Origin of the sequence: Stutzerimonas kunmingensis (assembly GCF_014764705.1) — a bacterium.
Lineage (GTDB): Bacteria > Pseudomonadota > Gammaproteobacteria > Pseudomonadales > Pseudomonadaceae > Stutzerimonas.
Genome location: NZ_JACXXG010000040.1, coordinates 1 through 23,474 on the forward strand (window position 1 = coordinate 1; position 23,474 = coordinate 23,474).

24 protein-coding genes and 1 pseudogene are annotated in these 23,474 nt (G+C 60.0%); 9 read left to right on the forward strand and 16 right to left on the reverse strand.

All coding sequences use genetic code 11. The features are described from left to right. Positions 1-208: 208 nt before the first annotated feature. Together IEG05_RS23405 and IEG05_RS20435 are read right to left on the reverse strand one after the other, a co-directional pair. Positions 209-433 carry a hypothetical protein gene (locus IEG05_RS23405; RefSeq protein WP_224742927.1) on the reverse strand — a complete coding sequence of 75 codons (225 nt, stop codon included), beginning with the start codon at positions 431-433 and terminating at the stop codon, positions 209-211. A gap of 8 nt (positions 434-441) precedes the next feature. Beyond that, positions 442-1,407, reverse strand: a complete 966-nt coding sequence (locus tag IEG05_RS20435; protein ID WP_046618154.1) for a tyrosine-type recombinase/integrase — start codon at positions 1,405-1,407, stop codon at positions 442-444. Between the two features lie 574 nt (positions 1,408-1,981). On the opposite strand from IEG05_RS20435, the gene IEG05_RS20440 reads away from it, so the two are divergent. The 3 genes from IEG05_RS20440 (at position 1,982) to IEG05_RS20450 (ending at position 4,667) form a co-directional block, all read left to right on the forward strand. Next, on the forward strand, positions 1,982-2,926 hold the full coding sequence (locus tag IEG05_RS20440; protein ID WP_003117271.1) for a chromate resistance protein ChrB domain-containing protein: 945 nt from the start codon (positions 1,982-1,984) through the stop codon (positions 2,924-2,926). 170 nt (positions 2,927-3,096) lie between these two features. Then, the gene (chrA, locus tag IEG05_RS20445; RefSeq protein ID WP_133424882.1) at positions 3,097-4,347 is read left to right on the forward strand and encodes a chromate resistance efflux protein ChrA; all 1,251 of its coding nucleotides are present in this window, start codon (positions 3,097-3,099) and stop codon (positions 4,345-4,347) included. Beyond that, positions 4,320-4,667, forward strand: a complete 348-nt coding sequence (locus tag IEG05_RS20450) for a chromate resistance protein (RefSeq protein ID WP_223656445.1) — start codon at positions 4,320-4,322, stop codon at positions 4,665-4,667. The genes chrA and IEG05_RS20450 overlap by 28 nt, the downstream gene beginning before the upstream one ends. 388 nt (positions 4,668-5,055) lie before the next feature. Here IEG05_RS20450 and IEG05_RS20455 read toward each other — a convergent pair whose 3' ends face one another. From IEG05_RS20455 to IEG05_RS20465, 3 genes are all read right to left on the reverse strand, one after another. Beyond that, on the reverse strand, positions 5,056-7,551 hold the full coding sequence (locus tag IEG05_RS20455) for a heavy metal translocating P-type ATPase (RefSeq protein WP_191122636.1): 2,496 nt from the start codon (positions 7,549-7,551) through the stop codon (positions 5,056-5,058). Between the two features lie 93 nt (positions 7,552-7,644). Beyond that, a complete protein-coding gene (locus IEG05_RS20460; RefSeq protein ID WP_191122637.1) occupies positions 7,645-8,229 on the reverse strand; it encodes a cation efflux transmembrane domain-containing protein in 585 nt (194 codons plus the stop codon). Further along, on the reverse strand, positions 8,226-8,705 hold the full coding sequence (locus IEG05_RS20465) for an efflux RND transporter permease subunit (protein ID WP_303699388.1): 480 nt from the start codon (positions 8,703-8,705) through the stop codon (positions 8,226-8,228). The genes IEG05_RS20460 and IEG05_RS20465 overlap by 4 nt, the downstream gene beginning before the upstream one ends. Positions 8,706-8,816: 111 nt before the next feature. Between IEG05_RS20465 and IEG05_RS23580 the strand changes: the two are divergent. Both IEG05_RS23580 and IEG05_RS20475 read left to right on the forward strand, forming a co-directional pair. After that, positions 8,817-8,981 (forward strand): annotated as a pseudogene (locus IEG05_RS23580) (ISL3 family transposase); the annotation flags it as partial. A gap of 299 nt (positions 8,982-9,280) precedes the next feature. After that, the gene (locus tag IEG05_RS20475; RefSeq protein WP_191122638.1) at positions 9,281-9,700 is read left to right on the forward strand and encodes a hypothetical protein; all 420 of its coding nucleotides are present in this window, start codon (positions 9,281-9,283) and stop codon (positions 9,698-9,700) included. Positions 9,701-9,770: 70 nt separating this feature from the next. Here the strand turns inward: IEG05_RS20475 and IEG05_RS20480 are convergent, their stop codons facing one another. The 11 genes from IEG05_RS20480 to IEG05_RS20530 form a co-directional block, all read right to left on the reverse strand. Continuing rightward, positions 9,771-10,037 (reverse strand): hypothetical protein, encoded by a 267-nt coding sequence (locus tag IEG05_RS20480; protein ID WP_191122639.1) that lies wholly within the window; start codon positions 10,035-10,037, stop codon positions 9,771-9,773. A gap of 43 nt (positions 10,038-10,080) precedes the next feature. Beyond that, positions 10,081-10,407, reverse strand: coding sequence for a hypothetical protein (locus tag IEG05_RS20485; RefSeq protein ID WP_191122640.1), 327 nt, complete (start codon positions 10,405-10,407; stop codon positions 10,081-10,083). 87 nt (positions 10,408-10,494) lie between these two features. Then, complete coding sequence (locus IEG05_RS20490) at positions 10,495-10,743, reverse strand: hypothetical protein (RefSeq protein ID WP_041015683.1); 249 nt, start codon at positions 10,741-10,743, stop codon at positions 10,495-10,497. A gap of 127 nt (positions 10,744-10,870) precedes the next feature. After that, a complete protein-coding gene (locus IEG05_RS20495) occupies positions 10,871-13,099 on the reverse strand; it encodes a DEAD/DEAH box helicase (protein ID WP_191122641.1) in 2,229 nt (742 codons plus the stop codon). A gap of 20 nt (positions 13,100-13,119) precedes the next feature. Next, entirely contained in the window at positions 13,120-13,389 is a 270-nt protein-coding gene (locus tag IEG05_RS20500) for a hypothetical protein (RefSeq protein WP_191122642.1), read from the reverse strand. An 88-nt stretch (positions 13,390-13,477) separates the two neighbouring features. Further along, on the reverse strand, positions 13,478-14,950 hold the full coding sequence (locus IEG05_RS20505; protein ID WP_041015680.1) for a DUF6094 domain-containing protein: 1,473 nt from the start codon (positions 14,948-14,950) through the stop codon (positions 13,478-13,480). Positions 14,951-14,989: 39 nt separating this feature from the next. Next, positions 14,990-15,589, reverse strand: coding sequence for a hypothetical protein (locus tag IEG05_RS20510; protein WP_191122643.1), 600 nt, complete (start codon positions 15,587-15,589; stop codon positions 14,990-14,992). A gap of 87 nt (positions 15,590-15,676) precedes the next feature. After that, the gene (locus IEG05_RS20515) at positions 15,677-16,075 is read right to left on the reverse strand and encodes a hypothetical protein (RefSeq protein ID WP_191122644.1); all 399 of its coding nucleotides are present in this window, start codon (positions 16,073-16,075) and stop codon (positions 15,677-15,679) included. Positions 16,076-16,146: 71 nt separating this feature from the next. Beyond that, positions 16,147-16,398 (reverse strand): hypothetical protein, encoded by a 252-nt coding sequence (locus IEG05_RS20520; protein ID WP_191122645.1) that lies wholly within the window; start codon positions 16,396-16,398, stop codon positions 16,147-16,149. After that, entirely contained in the window at positions 16,395-17,021 is a 627-nt protein-coding gene (locus tag IEG05_RS20525; RefSeq protein WP_191122646.1) for a DUF3275 family protein, read from the reverse strand. Before IEG05_RS20525 ends, IEG05_RS20520 begins: the two co-directional genes overlap by 4 nt. Positions 17,022-17,095: 74 nt before the next feature. Next, entirely contained in the window at positions 17,096-17,440 is a 345-nt protein-coding gene (locus IEG05_RS20530; protein WP_191122647.1) for a hypothetical protein, read from the reverse strand. Between the two features lie 983 nt (positions 17,441-18,423). Between IEG05_RS20530 and rfbD the strand changes: the two genes are divergently transcribed. From rfbD to IEG05_RS20550, 4 genes are all read left to right on the forward strand, one after another. Then, positions 18,424-19,332: a dTDP-4-dehydrorhamnose reductase gene (gene rfbD / locus IEG05_RS20535; RefSeq protein WP_191122648.1), complete on the forward strand. Its 909-nt coding sequence runs from the start codon at positions 18,424-18,426 to the stop codon at positions 19,330-19,332. Between the two features lie 432 nt (positions 19,333-19,764). After that, positions 19,765-21,303 carry an MBOAT family O-acyltransferase gene (locus tag IEG05_RS20540; protein ID WP_191122649.1) on the forward strand — a complete coding sequence of 513 codons (1,539 nt, stop codon included), beginning with the start codon at positions 19,765-19,767 and terminating at the stop codon, positions 21,301-21,303. 21 nt (positions 21,304-21,324) lie between these two features. Then, positions 21,325-23,226, forward strand: coding sequence for an HAD-IIIC family phosphatase (locus tag IEG05_RS20545; RefSeq protein ID WP_191122650.1), 1,902 nt, complete (start codon positions 21,325-21,327; stop codon positions 23,224-23,226). Continuing rightward, positions 23,223-23,471, forward strand: coding sequence for an acyl carrier protein (locus IEG05_RS20550; RefSeq protein WP_015277638.1), 249 nt, complete (start codon positions 23,223-23,225; stop codon positions 23,469-23,471). The genes IEG05_RS20545 and IEG05_RS20550 overlap by 4 nt, the downstream gene beginning before the upstream one ends. Positions 23,472-23,474: the final 3 nt, after the last annotated feature.

The following is a 23,474-nucleotide window of genomic DNA, read 5'->3' on the forward strand; positions in this document are numbered from 1 at the left end:
GGTGCTCTGACCCACTTGCGAATCGTGTTGCGCGCCAACCCGGTGCGCTTGGCTATCTCATGCAGCGACAGCTTGTCGCGGAAATACATCCGGCGGATTTTGCCCATCATTTCCATACTGATCACCCTGTGTTCTCCTGCTCAAAAATTGAGCAGAAGCAGTTGAACACCTGGGTCAGTTTTCAGTCGGCAGAACAGCCTCTACTGGGTCAGTTTTCGGTCAGCGGCAACAAGAAGGCCACAGCTGCAGCGATGATGGCCGATGCAGTTATAGGCAGGATTAGGGAGCCGACAACCAGCGTGGCTCCTGCGCTGGTGGCACTACCGGAAATCACGCTGAGTTGGGGATTTCCGCGCCACGCGGCTATTCCACTGCAGACCATATCTGCGAGCAGCAGTAGTGCAGCGATGGCTGCGGTTTCAAGCTCGATCATTGGTCACCTCAGTAGCGGACTTTGAATGTTGGCGAGTCTTCCGGTCGCGAGTTGCGCCGATCATAGATTTTCGTGGTGCTGATATTCGCGTGGCCCAGCCACTGCTGGACCTTGGCAATGTCGGCCTCGTGCTCCAGGGCGTTGGTGGCCGCTGTCGCTCGCAAACCATGGACTCCCAGGCCGGCGACCTCGATGCCGGCTGCTTTGGCGTAGCGACCCACCAATGCATAGATGCCGTCCGCGCTTAAACCGGCCCCGGTAGCCTTGCCGCGCAGCGGCATAAACAAGGGGGCTGCTGCCTGCTCCAGGTGGTGACCGGACGCCTCCAGGTAGGCATGAATCCGCTCCAGGGCAACTGGATGCATCGGTAGGTAGCGCAGCTTGCCGCCCTTGCCATGCACACGGAGATGCTTAATACCTCGACGCTCCTGCATGTCCTGCACGGACAGTCTGGCCGCTTCCTCACGGCGCAGGCCGTGGTAGAGCAACACGGCTAGCACGGCGCGATCACGTAGGCCCTGCAGGGTGGCCGGATCAGGCGCATCGAGCAGCGCCTTTGCTTGGTGATCACCCAGAGCCGGCGTCTTGCCTTCGTTGGTTTCGATCTTCGGGCGTTTCACACCATGCACCGGGTTACCGACCGAGACGGCGTTGGAATCCAGCAGGTGATCGTAAAGACTGGCCAGTGCGGCCAGCTTGCGGCGAATGGTGGCACCGGATAGGCCGCGCTGTTCAAGCTGGCTGCGCCAGGCGAGCACATGGGCGCGGGTGACAACACGAAACTGCTCAGGCGACTGGATGCCAAGGAAGCTGCAGAAATCTTCTATGTCGCCCTGGTATGCGCGGCGTGTGCGCGGGTTGTCCAGGTTGGCGAACCACTCAGCTGCTGCTGGCACTTCAGCCAATCTTTGGAATTGCGCCGCCGTCAGGCGGCGCTCATGCGAGTTCTCGGTCGCTGTAATCAGATCATTCATCGTGGAAGCCTTCCGGTCTTATGCACTATCTGGGTTGTCCGGCGTTTCCGCAGGCATATCATTTCGTAGTGCGAAATCGTGCTTGATTGGCCGATTCTAGGCATTTCGCGGTGCAGATCGCCCCAGCATCACTGATAAGCCGGTTCAGGAGGCCTGGTACCGCCGCTTTCCTTCCTTTAATGGCATTTCGCACTGCGAAATGAGTGTCGAGGCATATCAACGGACCATTTGGCCCTGACCGAGCATTTCGCACTGCGAAATGGCTGAACCAGCATCACTGATAAGCCGGTTCAGGAGGCCTGGTACCGCCGCTTTCCTTCCTTTAAGGGGACGGTAGAGAAAACGGACAAAATCGTACGCTAAGCATGCGGCCTGTCAGGTTGAGGCCATAGAGTTTGACGTTTAGGCGTCAGATAATGCAGAAAGCGGCCCTAGTCTGACGCGATGCCAGTGAGCCGACTGACGCCCAGTTGAGGTGTGCCTTAAATTGACGCTCCGACATGAGTTGTGTATTAGATATAACTTATTGTAGTATTTGTAACATTAATCATCTTTTTGACGAAGGAGCCCGTGCTTGAGCTTTCTTGCCCTATTCGTCAGCCTGCCCACCAAGGCATCGACCGGCCGCATGCGCGTCTGGCGTTCTGTCAAAGCGCAGGGCTGCGCAACGCTGCGCGACGGGGTCTATCTGCTGCCCGACTCGGCGGACAGTGCGGCGACGCTGGGCGAAGTGGCGGCGCAGGCGGTGGAAGTCGGGGGCAGCGGCCAGGTCTATCGACTGTCGGGGTGTGACGAAGCTCAGAAGGCCGCGCTACGCGCCCTGTTCGACCGGGGCGAGGAGTACGCCAGCATCGCCGAGGAGATCAAAGCGCTCGGGCGTAACCTGGCATCCCCGGACGGCGCCGATGCCATGCGCAAGCTCCAGCCGCTCGTGCGCCGCTTCGAGCAGGTGAACCGCATCGACTTCTTCCCCGGCGAGGCGCAGCGGCAGACCTTGAGCCTGCTGGACGACCTGCGCGACGCGATCACCCGCCGTATGTCTCCCGACGAGCCGACCGCCCGGCAGACGGATATTCCGCGGCTGAACCGCGCCGACTATCAGGGTCGGACCTGGGCCACGCGGGCGCGCCCGTGGGTGGACCGACTCGCTTCGGCCTGGCTGATCCGGCGGTTCATCGACCCGAGCGCGCGCATCGTCTGGCTGGCGAGTCCCTCCGACTGCCGCAATGGCTGGCTCGGCTTCGATTTCGACGGCGCCGCCTTCAGTCATGTGGGCACCAAGGTCACCTTCGAGACGCTGCTGGCGAGTTTCGGACTTGATTCCGCCCCTGCACTGGTACGCCTGGGCAAGCTCGTGCATTGCCTGGATTTGGGCGGGCTGCCGGTAGCAGAAGCGCTGGGCATCGAATCGCTGCTCGCCGGCTTGCGCGCATCGGAACCCGATGACGACGCGCTGCTTGCCCGCGCGTGCGAAATTTTTGATTGGCTATTGAAGAGTTACGAGGACAAAACAACGTGAACGCCCCGACCAGTCCTCAGACCGCCGCGCAACCACGCCCGGCCCGTCCGTCTTTCTGGGACATCACCCAAGACGACCTGCTGCTGGCCGCAGGCTTCGGCCGTATTCGACGGCTTGTTGGCCAACTTCCGTATTTGACTGGTTACTGTTGAACTACAAGGAGAAGATCTATGAGCGTTGCGAATGAAGAGTCGTATCGCCCGAGCAAGGCGACGGATGCCACGACTGAAGCCGTCCCTCCACCCATGAGCTACCCACAGCTCTTCGCGCGCTTCCTCAAGTTCGGCTTGCTCGCATGGGGCGGGCCTGTGGCTCAGATCGGCATGTTGCGCCGCGAGCTCGTGGACGAGGAACGCTGGATCTCCAGCAAACGCTTCAACAAGCTGCTTGCGGTGATGCAGGTGCTGCCCGGACCCGAAGCGCATGAAATATGCGTTCATTTGGGCATCCGAGCAAAGGGGCGGCTGGGGGGCGTGCTGGCGGGACTCGGTTTCATGCTTCCCGGATTCTTGCTGATGTTCGCGCTGTCCTGGTTGTACTTCCAGATTGAATTCGTGGGTACCGCGCTGGGCGCGGCGTTCCTTGGCGTGCAGGCGGCTGTGATCGCCCTGATCGTGCGCGCCGTGCACCGTATCGGCGAGCACATCCTGCTTGATCGCTGGTTGTGGGTCATTGCCATCGTTTGCGCGCTGGCAGCCATAGGTCGTGTCGACTTCTGGATCACCCTGCCGGCGGGCGGCCTTGTGTACGCCCTGCTCGTGCTGAATCATCGGGCCTCAGCGCTCTTGGTGACACTGGCGGCGGTGGCGCTGGCCGCGGCCGTGGCTTTGTGGGCTGCACCGACAGCGAAGCTTGTGGAAGCGGTCGTTCAGGGCCAGGCCTCGGTGCTGCTCATCTTCGCGTCGGGCCTGAAGGCCGGCTTGCTCACCTTCGGCGGCGCCTACACAGCGATTCCGTTCGTTCGCAACGACGCCGTCGGGCGCGGATGGATGACGGATGGGCAGTTCCTGGACGGCCTGGCGCTGTCCGGTGTGCTACCGGCACCCCTCATCATCTTCGCCACGTTCGTCGGCTATGTGGCGGGGGGGCCGATCGGGGCGGTGGCCATGACGGTGGGTGTCTTTCTTCCGGCCTTTGCGTTCTCGCTGATTTTCTACGACCGGCTGGAGGCGGTCGTGGAGAACAAACGGCTGCACGCCTTTCTGGACGGCGTCGCGGCTGGGGTAGTCGGCCTGATCGGCGCAACCACCATCGACTTGGCGCAGGTCACTGCTGAACGTGTCCCATCGTTGACGGTGGGCATGTCGATTTTCGCCGCAGGCTTGGCATTCCTTTATGCCTGGAAGAACAAGCTCAACGTCGTCGTCGTGATCCTCGCGGCGGGATTGGCGGGGTGGCTGGTATTTCCGAACCAAGGCTGAACCTGATCGAGTCAGCCTTCGTCGCGCCGTTTCCGATCCACCTTGCTGAGGAAGCCAAGATGCCTTACGAACTGAAACCTCTTTCATGCGATCCGGCCAAACTCACCGGCCTGTCCGAGAAGCTGATCGTCAGCCACTGGGAAAACAACTACGGCGGTGCGGTAAAGCGCCTCAATGCCATAGCGAGCCCCGCCATTGGCGGCGCCCTATTCGCCGCCGGCTGGCTGGCGGCGCCGCTGGTGGCCTGCGGCCTACTCAAGGTCGTCTATGACGTTGTGCTTTGGCGCGCTTTTCGGAAGTACGAGGGACCATCCTCTTGAGAGCGCTCGCGCGCAAGCACATGGCGCGGCTTAGCGTACGATTTTTTCCGAATTCTGCGGGCACCCATTGTACAGGCCGCCGCGTGCCATCGCGCTCTCCGACTATTTCGTAATGTATTACATACCACGAAATTACATACCAATCAAGTTACGGAACGGGCAATAATTTGACCGTATTTTGAAGCGGGATAATAGTGGTTTATCCCGTGTCAGCCGCCTGAGGCCTGCACCAGGGGGGGCATTCAGTACGAAACTGGAATGTGCCGCCGCGTGCTAGCGCTCGGTAAGCGCTGCATTTTCCGTTTGTCAGAATCATGGCCGGCAGCGTGCTGACGAGAAGCAAAAGCGGTCAAGGGCGCGCAGGCTCTCTTCATGAGCCCTGCCGCGTCTAGCCAACGTGGGTTCGGTACGCCAACAGCCGCAGCGCATTGAAAACCACGAGCAAGGTGGATCCTTCGTGAATAGCGACTGCTGGTCCGATCCCCAAGCCCAAAATCGTTGCGGGCACGAGGAAGGCGACAATGCTCAGGCTGACGAACACGTTCTGACGGATCACCTTGCGCGTGTGACGGCTCAAGTCCACCGCAAATGGCAGGTGGCGGAGGTCATCGGCCATCAGCGCGACATCCGCGGTCTCCAGTGCGACATCCGAACCCGCGGCGCCCATCGCGATGCCGACCGTGGCGCTGGCCATCGCCGGCGCGTCGTTGACGCCGTCACCCACCATCGCGACCTTGTCCTGCGCGCGCAGCTTGCGTATGGCCTCAACCTTGTCCTCGGGCATCAGGTCGCCCCAGGCTTCATCAAGGCCGACTTCCGAGGCGATCGCCTCGGCGACCCGTTGGTGGTCGCCGGAGATCATGATCATGCGGGTGATGCCGAGTTCACGCAGTGCCTTCAGCGCTTCAGGCGCACCGGCCCGCGCGGTATCGAGCAGGCCGATGGCGCCGAGATCGCGCGCCCCTTGCCTGACGACCATCGAGGTGCGCCCTGCAGCGCGAAGTTGTGCGATGGCGGCAGCCGCCGATTCCCCCAGCGGAGCGACGCCGTCGGCGCCGAACATCTCGGCCTTGCCAATCCAGACCGTCTCGTTGTCGAAGGTGGCAGTGACGCCGCGTCCGATCAGATTCTCGAGCCCGTTTGCGGCCGGGATCTCGCGCCGACCCAGCCGCTCGCGGCCATCCCGGGCGATCGCTGCCGCCAATGGATGGTCGCTGAGCGACTCGACTGCGGTCGCAACGGTGAGCAGTTCCTCTTCCGTTACTCCGTCAACGGGAATGACATCGGTGATGCGTGGACGCCCTTCGGTCAGGGTGCCCGTCTTGTCGAAGGCCATCGCGCTTAGCGAACCGAGTTCTTCCAAAGGCGCGCCGCCCTTGATCAGCACGCCACCGCGGGCCGCGCGGGCAATGCCTGACAGCACCGCGCTGGGCGTGGCGATGGCCAGCGCGCAGGGACTGGCGGCCACCAGCACCGCCATCGCGCGGTAGAAGCTGTCCCGGAAGGGTTCGTCGACGACCACCCACGCGAAGAGCAGCAGGAAGGCCAACACAAGCACCGCAGGTACGAAGATGCGCTCGAACCGGTCGGTGAAGCGCTGGGTCGGCGACTTGCGCGTTTCGGCCTCGCTGACCATCTGGACCACTCGCGCCAAGGCCGAATCGGTGGACTTGCGCGTGACCTCGACCTCGATTGCGCCGCTGCCATTGATGGTCCCGGCGAACACCCGTGAGGCGGCATCGACGCTATCCGGCCGTGTGCGCGCGGTCGAGGGGTCGTCCACGGGCCGCTTGTCAACCGGGATGCTTTCGCCTGTCACCGGTGCCTGGTTCACGCTGGAGGTACCGAGTACGAGAAAGCCGTCGGCGGACAGGCGTTCGTTCGGCTTGATCAGGACGACATCGCCGACAACCAGTTCTTCAACTGCGATCTCCTGTATCCGGCCGTCGCGTCGTACGGTCGCGGTGGCCGGGGCGAGCTCAGACAAGGCCTCGATGGCGCGCTTCGCCCGGCCCATCGCATAGTGTTCGAGGGCGTGGCCCAAGCTGAACAGGAACAGTAACAACGCGCCTTCGGCCCACGACCCGATCGCCGCGGCACCGGCTGCGGCCACCAGCATCAACGTGTCGATCTCGAAGCGCTTCAGGCGCAGGTTGTCGATCGCCTCACGGAGCGTATAGAAGCCGCCGAAGAAGTATGCCGCCACGTAACAGACTAACGGCAGCCAGGCAGGCGCGCCGGCAAAGGACTTGTCCATCAGGAAGCCAGCGAGGAGCAAGCTGCCGCATACCAGCGAGAAGATCATCTCCGTGTTCGGCCCCAGCAGCCCCGCATGTGCGTGCGACTCCCCACCGGTGCCATGCAAATGGTCGTCGCCCTCACGGTGGACGTGGCGCGCCTCATCTTCTCCATGTGCATGTTGATCGTCATTCAGAGTCTTTACCGGGACAACCTGCATGCTGGCTAGCACGTTCAGGATGCGCGATTCGGACACCTCACGGCGGTCGAACTCGACATGGACGATGCCCGCCGCGCTGGCCTCGGCTTCGAGTACGCCCCCAAGCGACCTGAGCTGCTCGGCGACGGTGCGCGCACGACGCTGGTGGCCAATGCCCTTCACCTCCCACAGAGCATGACCGTAGCGTTCGCTGATCGCCGCGCCGGCACGCTCGACCATCTCGCGGATGCGGGCGAGTGGCACGACGTCCGGGTCATGGTGGACGCACAACTGCGTCGGCGTGCCGTCCGATCCCGCGCGCAAGTGCACCTGCACAATGCCATCGCGGCTTTCCAGGTCGTGAATCAGCCGCCTGACGCAGGCGTCGGACTCGTCCGGCACCTGCGGTAGCAGGATCTGCAGGTCGATGCGGAGCTTTCCGGTCATTGTTGTTCTCCCACGATTCGAGCGCTGGTGTCGCGCCTGCGCAAGCGTCTTGTGCATAGACCCGTCGGCAGGCCACGGCGGCATGGCCGAACTCTATCCATCGGATCGCTTGTTCTCGCGGACGCTCTGCAGGATCTCGATGCCGCCTTTGAACGCGACAGCAGCAATCAAGGCACCTGCCACCAGGTCCGGCCAGGACGACCCGAGCCAGAGCACCAGTACCCCGGCCACGACCACGCCGCCATTCGAAATGAAGTCGTTGAAGCTAAAGGTCTCGGCCGCCTTCATGTTCACGTCGTCGGAACGGAGGCGGCGCAGCAGCACCAGGCACCACAGATTGATGGCTCCGGCGACGAGCGCCAGTCCGATCATGACGGGGCCGAGCGGCTCGGCCCCATACATCCATCGCCGGACCACGTCCGCCAGCACCATACCCGCGAAGATCAACAGAAGGACCCCCGACACGTTCGCCGCTCCCCGCTTCCAGGTGGGGCGGCGCTCGAGGGCAAGGTAGCTCAGCAGATAGACGGCCGCATCCGAACCGTTGTCGAGGGCATTGGCGAGCAGCGCGCTGGAATCGGCCACCCAGCCTGCCACCCCCAGTCCTGCGAACAGCGCGAGGTTCCATAACAAGACCTGCCGCAGAACACTCCTTTGCCGGGCCAGATTCGGGGTCATGTCGCGTGCCGCTTCGGACGATGCGCGATGGCCCGCGCCGCGAAGGTGGGCAGCACCAGCAGCGTCAGCACTGTCGCCGTGATCAACCCGCCGATGACGACGGTGGCCAGCGGCTTCTGCACTTCGGCGCCGGCACCGACCGCGATCGCCATTGGAATGAAGCCGACGATGGCCACCAGCGCCGTCGTGAGCACGGCGCGCAGACGGTTGGCGGCGCCGGTGGTCGCCGCTTCCAATGGCGCATCTCCAGCCTCGAGCCGCTCGCGGATGGCCTGCATCAGGACCAGACCGTTGAGCGTGGCAACACCGGAAACCGCGATGAAGCCCACGGCTGCCGTCACCGAGAACGGAATGCCGCGCACCAGCAGTGCCAGTACGCCTCCGACCAGTGCCAGGGGCACGCAGAGGAACACCAGCGCTGCCTCGCGGATCGACCCGAGTGCCATGTAGAGCAAGCTGCCAATCATCAGGAACACAATAGGGGCTCTTCGCATTTAAGGGTGTAGAAAAAATCTGACCGGCTGGAAAAGGAGTCGAGGATCTTAGAAAATGTAAGCTCTCACACCAACAAAAACTAAGCCCCCGACGTGAACAATCTTACCTTTTCTAGCCCTGATCTTTCCAGCTTTTGCCAACTGAATAACCTCGGCCTGACTGCCACTGGACAACATCTTTGTGCAGAGCGCGCCGTCATCGAATGTCGTTTAACCAAAGCACCCGAGCCATGCCCCAAGTGCGGGGCTGCTGGTGTTTGGGGTTTGGGGAGCAACGGAACAGAAAGTGCACTTAAGCCCAGCGCCTGCCCGCAAACCCTTGTGGCGTCTGGTTAGTTCGGGAAAACCATCCTTTTGTCGAACCCTGGCAGGCACTGACGCCAGGCCGTCCAAACGCATGAAAAGCAGTGCAGAAAAGTCGTTCAGTAAAACAAAGTCTGGATAACCGCCCCTATTTTCGGCAGCGGTGAACTCTAGCTAAGCCTTACGTTGGTTTTTGGTTCCACTGCTCCCCAAACCCCAGGATCAGACATACCGTTACCGTAGGCGATGTTGAGTTGAATGACGGGTTATATGTGAATGTGAGCTCAGAGCAGCTGCTGCGGGACGTGCTGGAGGGCTATCAGCTCGATTCTATCGAGGGTCGCCCCGCCGGCAAGCCAATCAATGCGCATGCATGGATCACGCTGGAGAACGGCTCGGTTATCGACGCTACGATCTTGGCATCGCAACACCGTAAGGCTGCGGACGCAGGCAAACCGCTATCATTTGAAGATGCGGTTTTCTACACCGGCAAGCCGGGTACAGTCGTCCGCCGACATATCCCGATGATGACCGGCCTCGTTTACCACCAGAAAGCTCTGACGGATTTGATAGACGGCGATTTCCAGAACTACTGCCAGTGGGCCGAGGATTACGGACGGATGATGGGCCGCATGGACTTGATGAGGTTGGTGCCAGCCCTCACCACCATTTGAGGTTTGAGTTGAGCTAGTAATTACCGGGCCATAGCCCGGTCTGGTGCTAGCAAGGCGCCTAAACCTACCCCTACGGTTCAAAGCTACTACCTGATTCATTTTTCTGCCGACGCGTTTCTGTAACGTCTGGTGCTGCGTTTACCTGTTGGTAGGCGTTTTCGAGTTCAGCCAGCAGATCTTGATATTGTTGGTCGGTTATCTCCCCGCTATCCCGGAGGCCTGCGATTTCGCCGCATAGCTGTTGATACCGCGCCGCTGCCACTCCCTTTTTTCCACCAGCAAAACCGGCAATCTTAATCTGCATTCTGGCGAAGGCGTCGCTTACCGCATTGCTCATAGAAACCTCTCCTCAGGGTCTTTCATGGAGTTTTCCTTGTTCATCAGGTAGAGGTCCAGGAGACTGTTCGTCCTCGGAATGGGACCTGTAGATCCGCTCCGACAATTTGTTCCGGCTTCACCTGGTTAACGGGAGCATTGCCAATGACCTTCCCCGAAACCTGCCCTAACAGTTCAAGCATTCCATGGTTCACGACATTACGAGACACCTGCCCATGGACTACCGCCTTACCGCCCTCTTCAATAATCAGCCCGCCAGCAAGCTGGCCACGGGCAATCAGTAGCCCACCAGCTTTGACATAGGTTGTCCCGGTAATTTGGCCGGTGGTTTCTTGCTGATCGTTGACGATCAAATCGCCTTTGTGCTGCATACCAAGTCCTCGATTCAGTGAGGTGGAGATCGCTCCTCTCCTACAGCCCAGGCCGATGCGGGGCTAGAGCGGTGCCGTTATCCTCGATCAGTTTGAGGTGCCGACAGCGACCCAGCATTTGGCTCCGTCGTACTCATTGCCGCCTTCTGCGATGAAAACGTGACCGTCTTCGTCCACTGCATACGCGCCAGGCTGCTCGTGCCCCGCATCTCGCAAGCAGTTTTTCCAGCCGTAAACCTTGCCCTGAAAAACCAGCACAATGCCCCCTTGGCGCTCGGGGTTGGCGTCGCGGTATCGCCTAGCGGCGATCCGTAACCTGCTTAGTAGATCGTCCATCACGTTTTCTTTTGCCATACGGTTTGCACAAATCTCGACCTTAGCGCATTGCCTACTCTTAGGCTCGCACAAGTCCTTTCGACAGATGAAAAAAAGCCCCCTTGCGGGGGCTAGCGTTTAAAGTGATTCAACAAGCGACGAGCTGCCTGGCCAACGCCATCTCAACCGAATCACCATCCTGGTTCAGCGAATCGAGCCCAGACTCAGGCACGTCACCAGATGTGGATTGCGATACTGCGATCTTCTTGGCCATCAGCTCCAGGCAAGCGATCTGCGATGTTTTGGCGTAGCCCAGAAACACCACCCGTACCGCCTGCTTTTGTCCGATCCGCCAAGACCGACGCGCAGCCTGCTGTAGCGTGTAGACGTTCCAGCCTGTTTGCATGAAGCAAATGGTTGGGAAGTCCAGAAGATCCAAACCCGTCTTTACCAGCTCGGGATTCGTGATCAACACGTCAACGCCTTTATCCACTTGATCGAGGATCCAGTCTTCACGGCGGGCCGTGTCGACAGAAGCGCGCAACACTGCGACCTTCAAGCCGCCCTGTTCCAGGATGGCCTTCAATCGCGAGGTCGTGTCACGCGTCCCCGTGTAGACCGAGTAGGCCAGGACCCTGCGCCCCTTGGCTTTTTCCTCTCGACAGAGTTCAAGCAGCTTTCGCTCCTTGGGCATCAGCTCTGCATCAGGAAAGATCGTTGGCACAAATGCTAACAGCGCCTTGGAGCGAGGATGCTTCACTGTTTCGGCCCGGAAACAACAGTCGGGCCATGCCAATAGGACGTTCAACACAACCCCTAGAAGCGTTGTGTCCCTACGAGCCAGTGCCTGTCTCAGTTCAGCTGTCAGGGTTGCAGCCAACCGGGCGTATGCCGCAGCTTGCTCATCATCCATATCCACCTCTACGAACTCCTCATCGTAGGGTGGCAGCACGTTTCCACCGATGTCCTTGAGCTTCAGGAATACAGTGAATGGCAGCACGTACCTCAAAATCCCTTTCGGCCCAAACCCTGGCGCTTTTACAGACCTCACACTCACAGCTTTCCCACGAGCAGTTTTGTGCGACCGCGAGTCCTTCTCGGTGTAAATGTCCTTTAGCACCCCATGCTCTCGCATGAACGCCATCGCCGCCGGCGCCAGACTTCCCCGCTCATTGGGCCGATACCCGTCCTCAATCATTCGCCTCGAAAGGATCCTGAACAGCAGGTAGAACAGATCATCGGCATAGCCTCCCATCAGGGTGCCCGTCAGCAGCAACGTCTTGCGCGCTTTTGCTGCCAGGACTCCCATCGCTTGGCCTTGTGCGGTGCCAGCATTCTTGTACTCATGGCCCTCATCCACGATCAACAGATCGAACGTGTGGTCCGGCAGATACCGCTTGATGAACTCGGTCGGTTGGTAACCGCCCTCGCCCAGGCCGAACTCGATGTTTGCCATTGCCCGCTCCATGCGCTTCGCCTGCTTGTCGCTGAAGACGAAGTTGCCGTCGCGATCCATCAGATTGATGAACTCGTGGACGTTGTCGGCCAGCATTGAGGCGAGAAACTCCTCTCCGAACTGACCTACCAGCTGCTCAGCCTTCACAGGGCCAATCGTTGGTATGCGACACATGGACTTGAGAATCACAGAACGCCGGCTGCTACCTTCCGGCTTCCCTGGACGCATCAGCGTCCACAGCCGCTCGCCGCAGTGCGGACAGTTCTGTCGACGCTCATCGAGCTGGATCTGCTCAACGGTCCGATAGTTGCCCTCATCATCCGTGAGTTTGGTGAAACAGCGAGGACATTGCGCGACTGCCAGGCCTTTTACCTTCTTGGCAAGACAGACGGGTTTCCAGTGGAAGCCCATACGCATGCGAACCCGGCCGAGGATGAAAAACTCCTGTTTTCCATCATCAGCACAGCCCAGCTGCTCGCGCAGTTTCAACAGCTTGGTGAGAGTATCGGGGCCGTTCAAAACCCAGACACGGGCATCAGGAACGGTTTCAAGGATCTCCCGACGCCATTTGTAGACCAGGTGTGGAGGCGAGACGATTAAAGACCGGCGATAGCCCTCTCGGTAAAGCACTGCGGCTACCGCGATGGCCATCATCGTCTTACCCGTCCCCATTTCTGCGTTGATCACGCCTGCTTGCTCTCCACGATCCAGCAACAAAGCGGCAATGGCTTGCACCACGTCCGCTTGCGCCGGAAATGCCTGCCGTTTGAGGGAGGCCATCACAGCCGCCCGTTTGTGATCCGTGACGCCGGCATAAACCGGAGGGTTGGATCGGTTGAGTGAATCAAGCAACTCTTCGCCAAACTCTCCGACAAAGTCGTTGAGGTCGATCGAAAGCGAGGCGCTGGTAAGGTCGTTCATGGTGTTTTCTCCTCGGACGATCAGTGGCCAGACACGGCGGTTGCTTGGCTTTCTTCCTCGCGCACCAATAGCACGGTGCCGAAGTTCAGACTCACCACGAGCTCATCGAGAGACTCATCATCGAGCGATGACAAAACCTCGCCACCGTTGGTGGCGAGCTCATGCATGCAGTCAGAGCGGTTCACTGGGTCGCACATTCCCTGCTGCTGCCAGTAGCGCAGCGCAGCAATGATGGTGTGCAGATCGGCGTCACCGGAGCGCGCGCCGTTGGAGCAATGGTCGTTACGCATGTCTATTTCCTCAGTAAATGGGCATGCGCGGCCCCTACGGGCTTTGCAGAGGCCCACAGGGGTGGTTTGCAGCGAATTGCTGCGTCGGTTAGTACTCGGACGGGAACAACAGCGTGGTGACGCTCCTGTCCGCCTCAGTGATGATCCAAAGCCGCGTTTCAGAGCCGGCGTCGATGTCATAGGAGGAGAACAAGCGATCTCCGTTGTGCAATGCAGCCTCGTTCATGCGACGGTCTGATTCGTCCAACTCACCCCAGTCTCCGGCGAAATGCCGGCGTATGTAGGTGGCAGGATTGAATAGCCCTTCAGCGACGGCTGCCTGAACACCGCAGGTGAACACCAGATGCCCGGTGGGGAACCTGGCGGACTCTGCTGCGAGCCTCAGCGCCTGAACCTCGTCCTCAGGACTTGATTCCGGTGCTTGTGGATCCGCCTCTACTGCAGGCGACGAACTGATCCGCATGATCTTGCCCAGGTGCTCTGAACCAGGAGTGAGATCCCAAGCCAGAATCACCGGTACAAAGCGGTCAGTCAGAATCCGAACCTCGCTGAGAGAGCCGTCCTCGTTTTCGGTGAACTCAGTTTTCCGCGTTTTCTCCTTGTGGGTGTTTCCCTTCAAAACCAGCACCTTGCCGGTCTTGGAGGTGACAACTCCAGAGATAGCCCCCGCGGCCAAGGCCAAAGCCAAGTGCCAGGAAGACAACGCTCGAACTGGAGGGCGCGGTTGCGTCCCTACGTGATGAAAGTGCAACCCGAAGTCGGACCAGAGCCCAGATAGCCGCTTGGTCTCCTCGAGGAACTGCTCAGGCTCCAAAGTCACGCGGTAGAAGTGCTCTACCTCTCCTGTTGCTGCTGGCACTGTGTACGGCTCCAGTGTCCACTCAAGAGGCAACTCGTCTGGCTCTTTCTCTCCGGTCCCGATCGCAAGAAAGTGGTCCTTGAGCTCCCCATGGGGAACGGTCCGGTCCTGATCCTTGCGTTTGGTTCGGATGCCGAAAATAACAACCTGACGAAACTGCTGCTCCGGAGCTTTGAAGATCCGCAACTCGGAGAAGTGATTGCACAACCATCCTGAAAACTCCTGATCCAGACAGCTGTTCGGGACTATGCAAACCATCACACCGCCGTACTGCAGGTAGTGGATGCATCGCTGGTAAAACGCTTTCTCCAGCCGGCGACGGCCCTTGCCTTGGTACTGCGAGGAACCGCTGTGATCGGCTACAAGGTCACCATAGGGTGGGTTGAACCAGAGCAAGCCGAACGACTGCCTGGAGATGAGTGTGTCGAAGAGATCGCTCTGCAGTGCATGGTCCACCAAGGTTCTGGTGTGCTCTGCCCGCTCACGGTCATATTCGACCGCATAGACCTGAACGTCTTCCCGGCCTAGCGCGTGTGCAGCCTCTGCTATAGCAACACCCTCCCCTGCGCACGGATCGATGATCCTCATCGATCCTGCAGAGGGTGCGAGCGCGCTTATGGCACGCTCCAGGGTCGCTTCGTCAGTTGGGTAGTACCCGTTCTTGGCAAAGTTGCGCGCCAGACGTGGAAACATGAGTCCCATGTGAACCTCCTGATTCGGGGTATAGAAAAGCGCAGCGGGCTATGCCCGCTGTGCGCTGGTGGTGAGGATTCCGTTTCGGATAAGGTCGCCGAGAGCGGCTTCCAGAAGGTCAAGTTTGAGATTCAACCGCCATGCTTTGACTGGCCCGAGGGCCGCCGGCAAGGGCACGAGCATTTGCTGTTCCATCAGCAGATCGAGCACAGGGCGTTGCCAATGCTCAAGCAGTGGCAACGGGCATGTCTCACGAACCAGTGGCCAAACCACGTTCTCACTCATGGCTTCGCCAGGAGGAAGAAGTGCGATGGCCGAGTGGTTCGCCAGATCAGGCTGCGCCGCTCGTTTGTCGAAAATCCATAGGTGAACAAGGCTCCCGAATAGCGTTCGCCGGTAGGTGCGAGTAGTCCGCTTCTCAAGCATGTCCACGTTGCCCACGAACACCGGTATCGATCGGTGTTCGTGGACCACATGAAAATGCTCAATACCGCCTTCTGCAGCTCCCAACGTCAATCTGGCCAGGAACTCCTGCACGGCGGTATCACGCCCCCATGCAGACATGAACACCAGGCCACGTTGCTCGTCGCAGACACACGCATCGAGGTAGAGATCCGGACATTCGTCCAGTGTGTAGAGGTTGGGCATGATCCTTCCTGTGAAACGAAAGGGCGCCCTCCCACTTGGGCGGTCGCCCATGTGGGTTGAGTGAAAGCCCGGGAACGGGCTATGCGTCTATGCGGTAAGGAATGCAGCCTGCAGCTTGTTGGCTAAGTGGCACTTCAAGACCGCCTTCCTCCACAAGGGAGATAACTGGTCGGCCATGTCCAAGAAGCGCAACGGACAGCTGTAGTAATACGGCCCCATAGCTTCATCGAGGCGTTTCACACCCCAGGTCGAGCCTGAACGATCAAGAAGATCGCAACAGATGAGCTTGAGTACCTGACCAGTCTTGAGCCCCGCTGTGCTGTCGTCTTTGGCTGTAATTTCTGCCACAGACCACAACACCAACTGGTCTCCTTCCTGGACCAGAAACGAGTCCAATGACCGCCGCTTCAGCTTCTCGCTTTCGCAGTCATCCAGAAGATCCTGGATCAAAGCCTCTTTGCTTGGTGCGTAGTAGAGCCAGCCCATAGGTAAATCCTCATTACGGGCCGAGTCCTTCCCCCTGCCGGGCGTTGAACCCGGCAAGGGAGTGAACCGCGCTAGCGCGGCTGTGTGATATGAAGCATGCGTTGGTACGTCCTGAAGGCTGCTTCTTTAGCAAAAGCGCTTTCGTCGGAGTTGGCCGCTTTAACCCGTTGCTCCAAAGCCCGAATGGCCTCTGGCAATAGGTCCCTGTCGAACAGCGATTCCCGGAATTTGTCGGCCTCGTGGTCAAAACCGACCTCACGAAGCACACCAGTGGCCTGCAGGATTTCGGCAGTTGGGATCCGCGTGTAGGTTTGCTGACTCATACGGTTTCCACAGCCTCCGCATCTTCCTTCAACGACCATTGTTGCGACCGGAAATCAAGCTCGTAGCCCAACTCACCCAATCGTTTGCTTTGATCCCGAATCAGCTGACGGCCAACGGTGGGATCGATCTTCACTACTGGTCCCAAAGGCCAGAGCGTCCCAAACAGCACTTCATCGGCAGAAGCAGATGGAGTGTCGGCGGGCTTGTCGATTGGTTTATCCATCCCGAACGGAGCCATATCGTCTTGGACGGCGGGTTTGGGTTTGGTGACAGAAGTGCCGGTTGGCGTGGACGCTGCTTGCTGGACATCATCTTCAATCGGATCGCGCTCCCGGTCATCGAGAGCATCGGTGTCCTCTTGTGTCAGTGTGTCCAGATCATCCAGTGTCATGCCTCCCAGATGCGCTCGGACTTCCATCACGAAGCGCCCCCTGTGGGAGTAGCTCGAGGGTTTGATCTCTGTAACGACGAACTGTCCGTCGTACTTCCCCTCTCTGTACTGATCGAGCTGCGGGTCCTTTACGACGAACTCACCGATCGATGTGGTCAACCTTCCGACGTTGAAATCGCCGTTGCGGCCAACAATGGTGCGAATGGCCAGCTGGCCGGGGATGGTGATCATTGAGAGCCTCCTAAGGCATGGAGACCCCCAGCGTGGGAAGTCTCCACGCAGTGGTTAGTAGCTTGGGTAAGGGGTTAGCCGTATGTTTGCCCGGTTTCCTCGAACTTCAAGGAAATAACAAGGTTCCAGCTATCGCTCTCAGGAATACGCTTGCGCTCGGCTTTCAGGGCCAGAAACCTCTTGTGACTTCGATCGCCACTCGGAGGAAACCGGTTGATACCGAACTCAGCTCTCTCAGCAACAGGGTCATCCATGAAGGCATGCCAGGCGGCTTTGAGTGTGTAAGCAAGACGTTGCGCAACCTCGGTCAGACTCTTCGGCTGTTCGATATGAACGGCCTCGCGCCATGCCTTTTCGGTTAGAACAACAGGAAGAGTCAGGACATGGGCCTGCTCGGAGGTGAAGTATTTACGAGACATAGGATCTCCAAGATCGTGGAGACACCATGCCCATGATCGGGAGGGGTATCCCCCGATCGGGTTGGTTAGACGAACATGCATCCATCACATCGCGTGACTGTGCGCGCTTCCGGATGCTTGGCGCACTCTGGGTGACCATCACTTTCGTGACGTAGCCTTGAAGGTCTTGGCTACCTGGGCAGGTGCTGTCAACGACAGCAGGCCTAGAGCGTTTGTAGTCCACAGCCTTGGAGGAGTCAACCTCTCCGGCTCGGTCCAGATAGATAATCGCCACGTTCCTTGCCTCGACAACCCGTCAAACTCCCTGTTTGACCCGGTGCACACCTTATCGCTTTCGTGAGGTATTCCAAGCGCCCACTCGCTACCATGGAGCCAACTTCACAGCCTCATAAGACTCAAGATGAAAATACTGATTACCGCTGCGCTCGCTTGCTTGCCTCCTGATTACGCAGGGTTCAGTGTGTTGCGTTCACCGGTTGAGTCCACAGCCGAAAGCTGCCGCCCAGCGAGCGACCGCTTCGGTCAAGCAGGTGTCCGATTCAGCCTTCAAAAGGAGCTGCACTGATACGGAAACCAGGTAGTCGCTCGGCATTACTAAATGCGACCACCGATTCGCTATAGCGCCTACCCCCCCCCCCCCGCATCTTCGATAGCGCCGAGAACAGCTTCGCAGTTCAAGCACCGTCTCGCGGGAACCAGGACCATGCACCGAGCGTCTGATCATGGGTCACCTCATGGAGTCTCTGGCGATGGATAGCCGTCCCTCTCACCTCACTCGTTACCTGTCTCATCGGGTCCGCATTATCAATGCAACGGCCTCCTGCATACTTTGTGGCTAACGAGTTTAGATCTCCATATTGCGTTGTTTTCATTCGGATTAGGCGTAGCTGGGAAACGCAGAGCTACGATCTGATGTTAAGGGCTTGAACCATCGCTTATCTCAACTCACATAAATCATGAGTCATCTCTCAAGAGCCCTGAAAGTGAAGATATTAGTCACCGGTTGCAACGGTCAGATTGGACGCAACCTAGTCGAACAAGGCGCCGAATATGGGTGGAGCATCATCGGCATGTCCAAAGCCGAACTTGATGTTGGCAACGGCCAGTCGGTTTTAGAGAAGATCGAGCTAGTGAAGCCAGACCTTATCGTCAATGCCGCCGCGTTTACCGGCGTCGACGCTGCTGAGACGAGTGTGGAAGCTGCCTATCGTGTTAACCGAGACGGTGCAGGAAACTTGGCGCTACACGCTAACAGCCAAGGCATTCCAATTTTTCATCTTTCGACCGACTACGTTTTCGACGGGAAGCACAGCCGCCCTTATGTGGAGCACGATAAAACAGCCCCCCTCAGCGTCTATGGTGCGAGTAAACTCGATGGAGAAGCTCAGGTGCAGCAGGTGGAGAAGCACCTGATATTAAGGACCAGCTGGGTCTATGGGACATATGGAAGCAACTTCCTGAACACGATGCTGCGTCTCACAGGCGAAAAGGAGCTGCGTATCGTTGATGACCAGGTAGGGTGCCCAACCAGTAGCGAGCGTATCGCTTCGGTCCTGCTTGAGCTCGCTCAGCGTTATCAATCAGACGGAAAGCTGCCATGGGGGCTCTATCACTTCAGCGGTCAGTCACATTGCTCTTGGTTCGAGTTTGCACAAGCCATATTCGATCATGGATCCAGAGCCGGCATTATTGGACGCTCTCCGCGATTGACGCCCATCACAACAGAAGAATATCCAACGCCAGCCAAGCGCCCGGCCTGGTCCGTACTGGACTGTGGCCTTTTTGAGAGCACCTTTGGGATATCGCCGACACCTTGGCGTGCCGATCTTGAGGCGATTCTCCAATCGTTAAAAGCGGACTCTGGTCGGCTGCACATTCCATCGGTTCGCTGATAACTGCAATCGCTGTTGAAAGGCAGGACACCAAGCATCATCTGCTGTAAGCCGCTGTCGATGTTGAGCAGCGACTCCTCGTAGGCGCTGCCGTTCTCGCGATACAGCCCCGCGAATACTACGGCGCGCCTCGACCCTTCTCCGTTGAGCTCCGCGCGACGTGAGCTGCTCCTTCGCCTCGACTTGACCGGCACTGAACGGTCAGCAACCGCTGAAACTTTTTCTTACATCTGCCGGTCCCACCCGCAGGAGCTCAGGGAGGGCAGCATTGCCCCAGCGAGAGTCCACCGTAACGGCCACGATGCCACGCCGCTCAGACAGGACTGGCCGGTTCGACATCAGGATCACATGGACCGTAGACATGGATGACTCGCCCCGCCTTGCCGGCGGCCTGAGCAGCGATGCACGTACGCTGAGCAGGGAATAGGGAAGATGCTTTTCAATTCAGTGGAATTCATCGCCGGCTTTCTTCCGGTGGTGTTGATCGGATTTTTCGTGCTGACCGGATCGGGCCGACAGCGGCTCGCGGTAATCTGGCTGACCGTCGTCTCGTTGGTGTTCTACGGCTGGTGGAACCCGGTCTATGTACCGCTGCTGGTCGGCAGCATGCTGGTCAACTATCTGCTCGGTGGCTACCTGCGCCGCCACCCCTCCCGCCTGGTGCTCGGGCTGGCGGTCGCGGCCAACGTGCTGCTGCTGGTCTACTACAAGTACACCGGCTTCCTGCTCGGCACGCTGGATGCGGCGCTGGATCTCGGTTGGCGGGTGGAAGACATCATCCTGCCGCTGGCGATCTCCTTCTTCACCTTCCAGCAGATCGCCTACCTGGTCGACGCCCATGATGGCGTGGTGCAGGAACACGACTTCGCCAACTACTGCCTGTTCATCAGCTTCTTCCCGCAGCTGATCGCCGGGCCGATCACCCACCACGGTGAAATGCTTGCGCAGTTCAACGACCGCGACAGCTTCCGCGCCCGCATCGACAATCTGTCACTGGGCGCCACGGTGTTTCTGCTCGGCCTGTTCAAGAAGGTGGTGATCGCCGATACCCTCGCGCTGAAGGCCACGCCGGTCTTCAGCCTGGCTGCCGACGGCACCATCCCGGCGTTCTACGATGCCTGGACCGGTGCGCTGACCTACACGCTGCAGATCTACTTCGACTTCTCCGGCTACAGCGACATGGCCATCGGCCTGGCGCTGCTGTTCGGCATCAGCCTGCCGGCCAACTTCAACAGCCCGTTCAAGGCGCGCAACGTCATCGACTACTGGTCGCGCTGGCACATGACGCTGACGCGCTTTCTCACCGCCTACATCTACAACCCCATCGTGCTGCGGGTGACCCGCGCGCGCATGGCGGCCGGCAAGCCGCAGCCACGGCGGGGCAAGATGACCGCCGGCACCTTCTTTGCGCTGGTCGCCTACCCCACCGTGTTCACCATGTTCATCTCTGGCATCTGGCACGGCGCTGGCTGGCAGTTCGTGGTGTTCGGCCTGCTGCATGGCTTCTATCTGGTGGTGGCTCACGGCTGGCGTGCCTGGAAGGTTCGTCAGGGTCGCAAGCTGGACAGCGATATCTGGTGGCACAAGGCGGCGGCTGTGGCGCTGACCTTTGGCTGCGTGGTGGTGGCGATGGTGTTCTTCCGCGCCAGCGACGTGCCGGCCGCCATGGCAATCCTCGCCGGCATGCTCGGCCTGAGCCCGACCAGCACGGCGATGGATCGCTCCGACTTCGTCTATATCGCCGCGTTGCTGGTGTTCGTCTGGGGCATGCCCAACGTGCAGCAGTGGATGGGCCACTTCCGAACCGCGCTCAACTTCCAGGCCCAGCCGCATTGGACCGAGCGGTTGCTGCCGGTCAGCGCCTGGCGGCCGACGGCGATCCACGGCATGGCGATCGGCGTGCTCGGTTTCTTCGCCCTGGCGATCGCCTTTTCCATGGCACCGACGGAGTTCCTTTACTTCCAGTTCTGACCACGACAAGGAGTCTCAGGTATGCAACAGCTCTCCTGGCTGCCGACACACCCGGATCTATCCGGTGCCATCGGCCAAGCCAAACGCATCGAAGATCCGCTGCAGCGCCTGCACGAAGCGGCACGGCTGGCCAGCTTTCAACGGGATTTCACCCTGACCGCTCGGCTGGACAAGCTGGCCGCTGCCGGCATCGAGCAGCACGCCGCGGCGGCACGCCTGACACCACTGCGGGTGGCGCTGCTGGCCTCGCATACGGTCGATCACCTGCTGCCGGCCATCCGCGTGGCCGGGCTGCAACGGCGCCTGGCGCTGTCGCTGCACGTGGCGCCCTATGGCATGTACCGCCAGGCGCTGCTGGCCGATGATCCGGCGCTGAACGCCTTCGCCCCGCAACTGGTGCTGCTGGCGCTGGACGCCCATGACGCTCCACTGCAACTGCCCTTGCAGGCCGGCCAGGCCGAGGTGGATGCCGCCGTGGCGGAACGCGTCGAAGAACTGCGCCTACTCTGGCGCCGCGCCCGCGAGCGCTATGCCGCGCAGGTGGTGCAGCAAACCCTGGTGCCGGTCGCGCCGCCCCTGTTCGGCGCTTACGAAGCACTGGTGCCGGCTTCGCCGCGGGCAGTGATCGAACGGTTGAATGCGGCGATTCGCGCGGCCGCCCGCGAGGATGGCGTGCTGCTGCTCGATCTGGCCTGGCAGGCAGCGGCGTATGGCGACGGTCTGGGCGAGCCGGTGCGCTGGCATCAGGCCAAGCAGCTGGTCAGCCCGACCCTGGCACCGCTTTATGGCGAGCAGCTGGCACGGATCGCAGCGGCCACTGCCGGGCTGGCGCGCAAATGCCTGGTACTCGATCTGGACAACACCCTCTGGGGCGGTGTGATCGGTGATGACGGCATCGACGGTATCCAGCTCGGCCAGGGCAGCCCCAGCGGCGAGGCGTTTCTCGCCTTTCAGCGTTATGCCGCGCAATTGGCGCGCCGCGGGGTGATTCTCGCGGTGTGCAGCAAAAACGACCTGCACGTTGCCGAGGCGGCATTCGCACATCCGGAAATGGCGCTCAAGCGCAGCGATATCGCAGCTTTCGTCGCCAACTGGGAAGACAAGGCCGGCAACCTGCGGCGCATCGCGGGCATGCTCGATATCGGCCTGGATAGCCTGGTATTCGTCGACGACAACCCCGCCGAGCGCGACATCGTGCGCCGCGAGCTGCCGGAAGTCGCCGTACCGGAACTGCCCGACGATGTCGCCGATTACCCCGCGCGCATCGCCGCCGCGGGTTATTTCGAGGCCGTGTCCTTTACCTCCGATGACGCCGAACGTGGCCGCAGCTATGCGCTGAATGCCGAACGCAAGGCCGCGCTGAACCAGGCCACGGACATGGAAGGCTACCTGCGCGGGCTGCAGATGGTGCTGCGCGTCAGCCGCATCGGCGCCGCTGAGCTGTCCCGCGCCACCCAGCTGATCAACAAGACCAACCAGTTCAATCTCACCACCCGCCGCTATACCGAAGCCGAAGTCGAGCGCATGGCCAGCGATCCGCAAACCATCGCGTTGGCCCTGCGGCTGGAGGACAAGTTCGGCGATAACGGCCTGATCAGCGTGGTGCTGGCACGACCGGATGCCGCCATCGAGGCTGACGAACTGCTGATCGACAGCTGGCTGATGAGCTGCCGCGTGCTGGGGCGTGAAGTCGAGATGGCCGTACTGGAGGTGCTGGCCGATGCGGCAGCAGCTGCCGGCTGGGGTGCACTGGTTGGCGAATATCGCCCCACCGAACGCAACGGCATGGTCGCCGAGCACTATCCGCGGCTGGGCTTCGAGCAGCGCCCCGCCCCTGCCAACGCCGCTACCGATGCAAGTTTCTGGCGCTACGAGCTGGCCTCGCGCGCTTCCATCAACCATCACATCCAGGTGCAAGCATGAACGAAAAGGAAATTCTCCAGGCGCTGACCCAGGTCTTTCACGACGTCTTCGACGATGACGATATCGTCCTCACGCCCGAAACCACCGCCGACGACATCGATGGCTGGGACAGCCAGACCCATGTGCTGCTGATCGTGGCCGCCGAGCAACGCTTCGGCATCAAGTTCCGCACCGCCGAACTGGAATCACTGAAGAACGTTGGCCACTTCGCGCAACTGATCCAGACCAAACTCGGAGGGCGTTGAGTC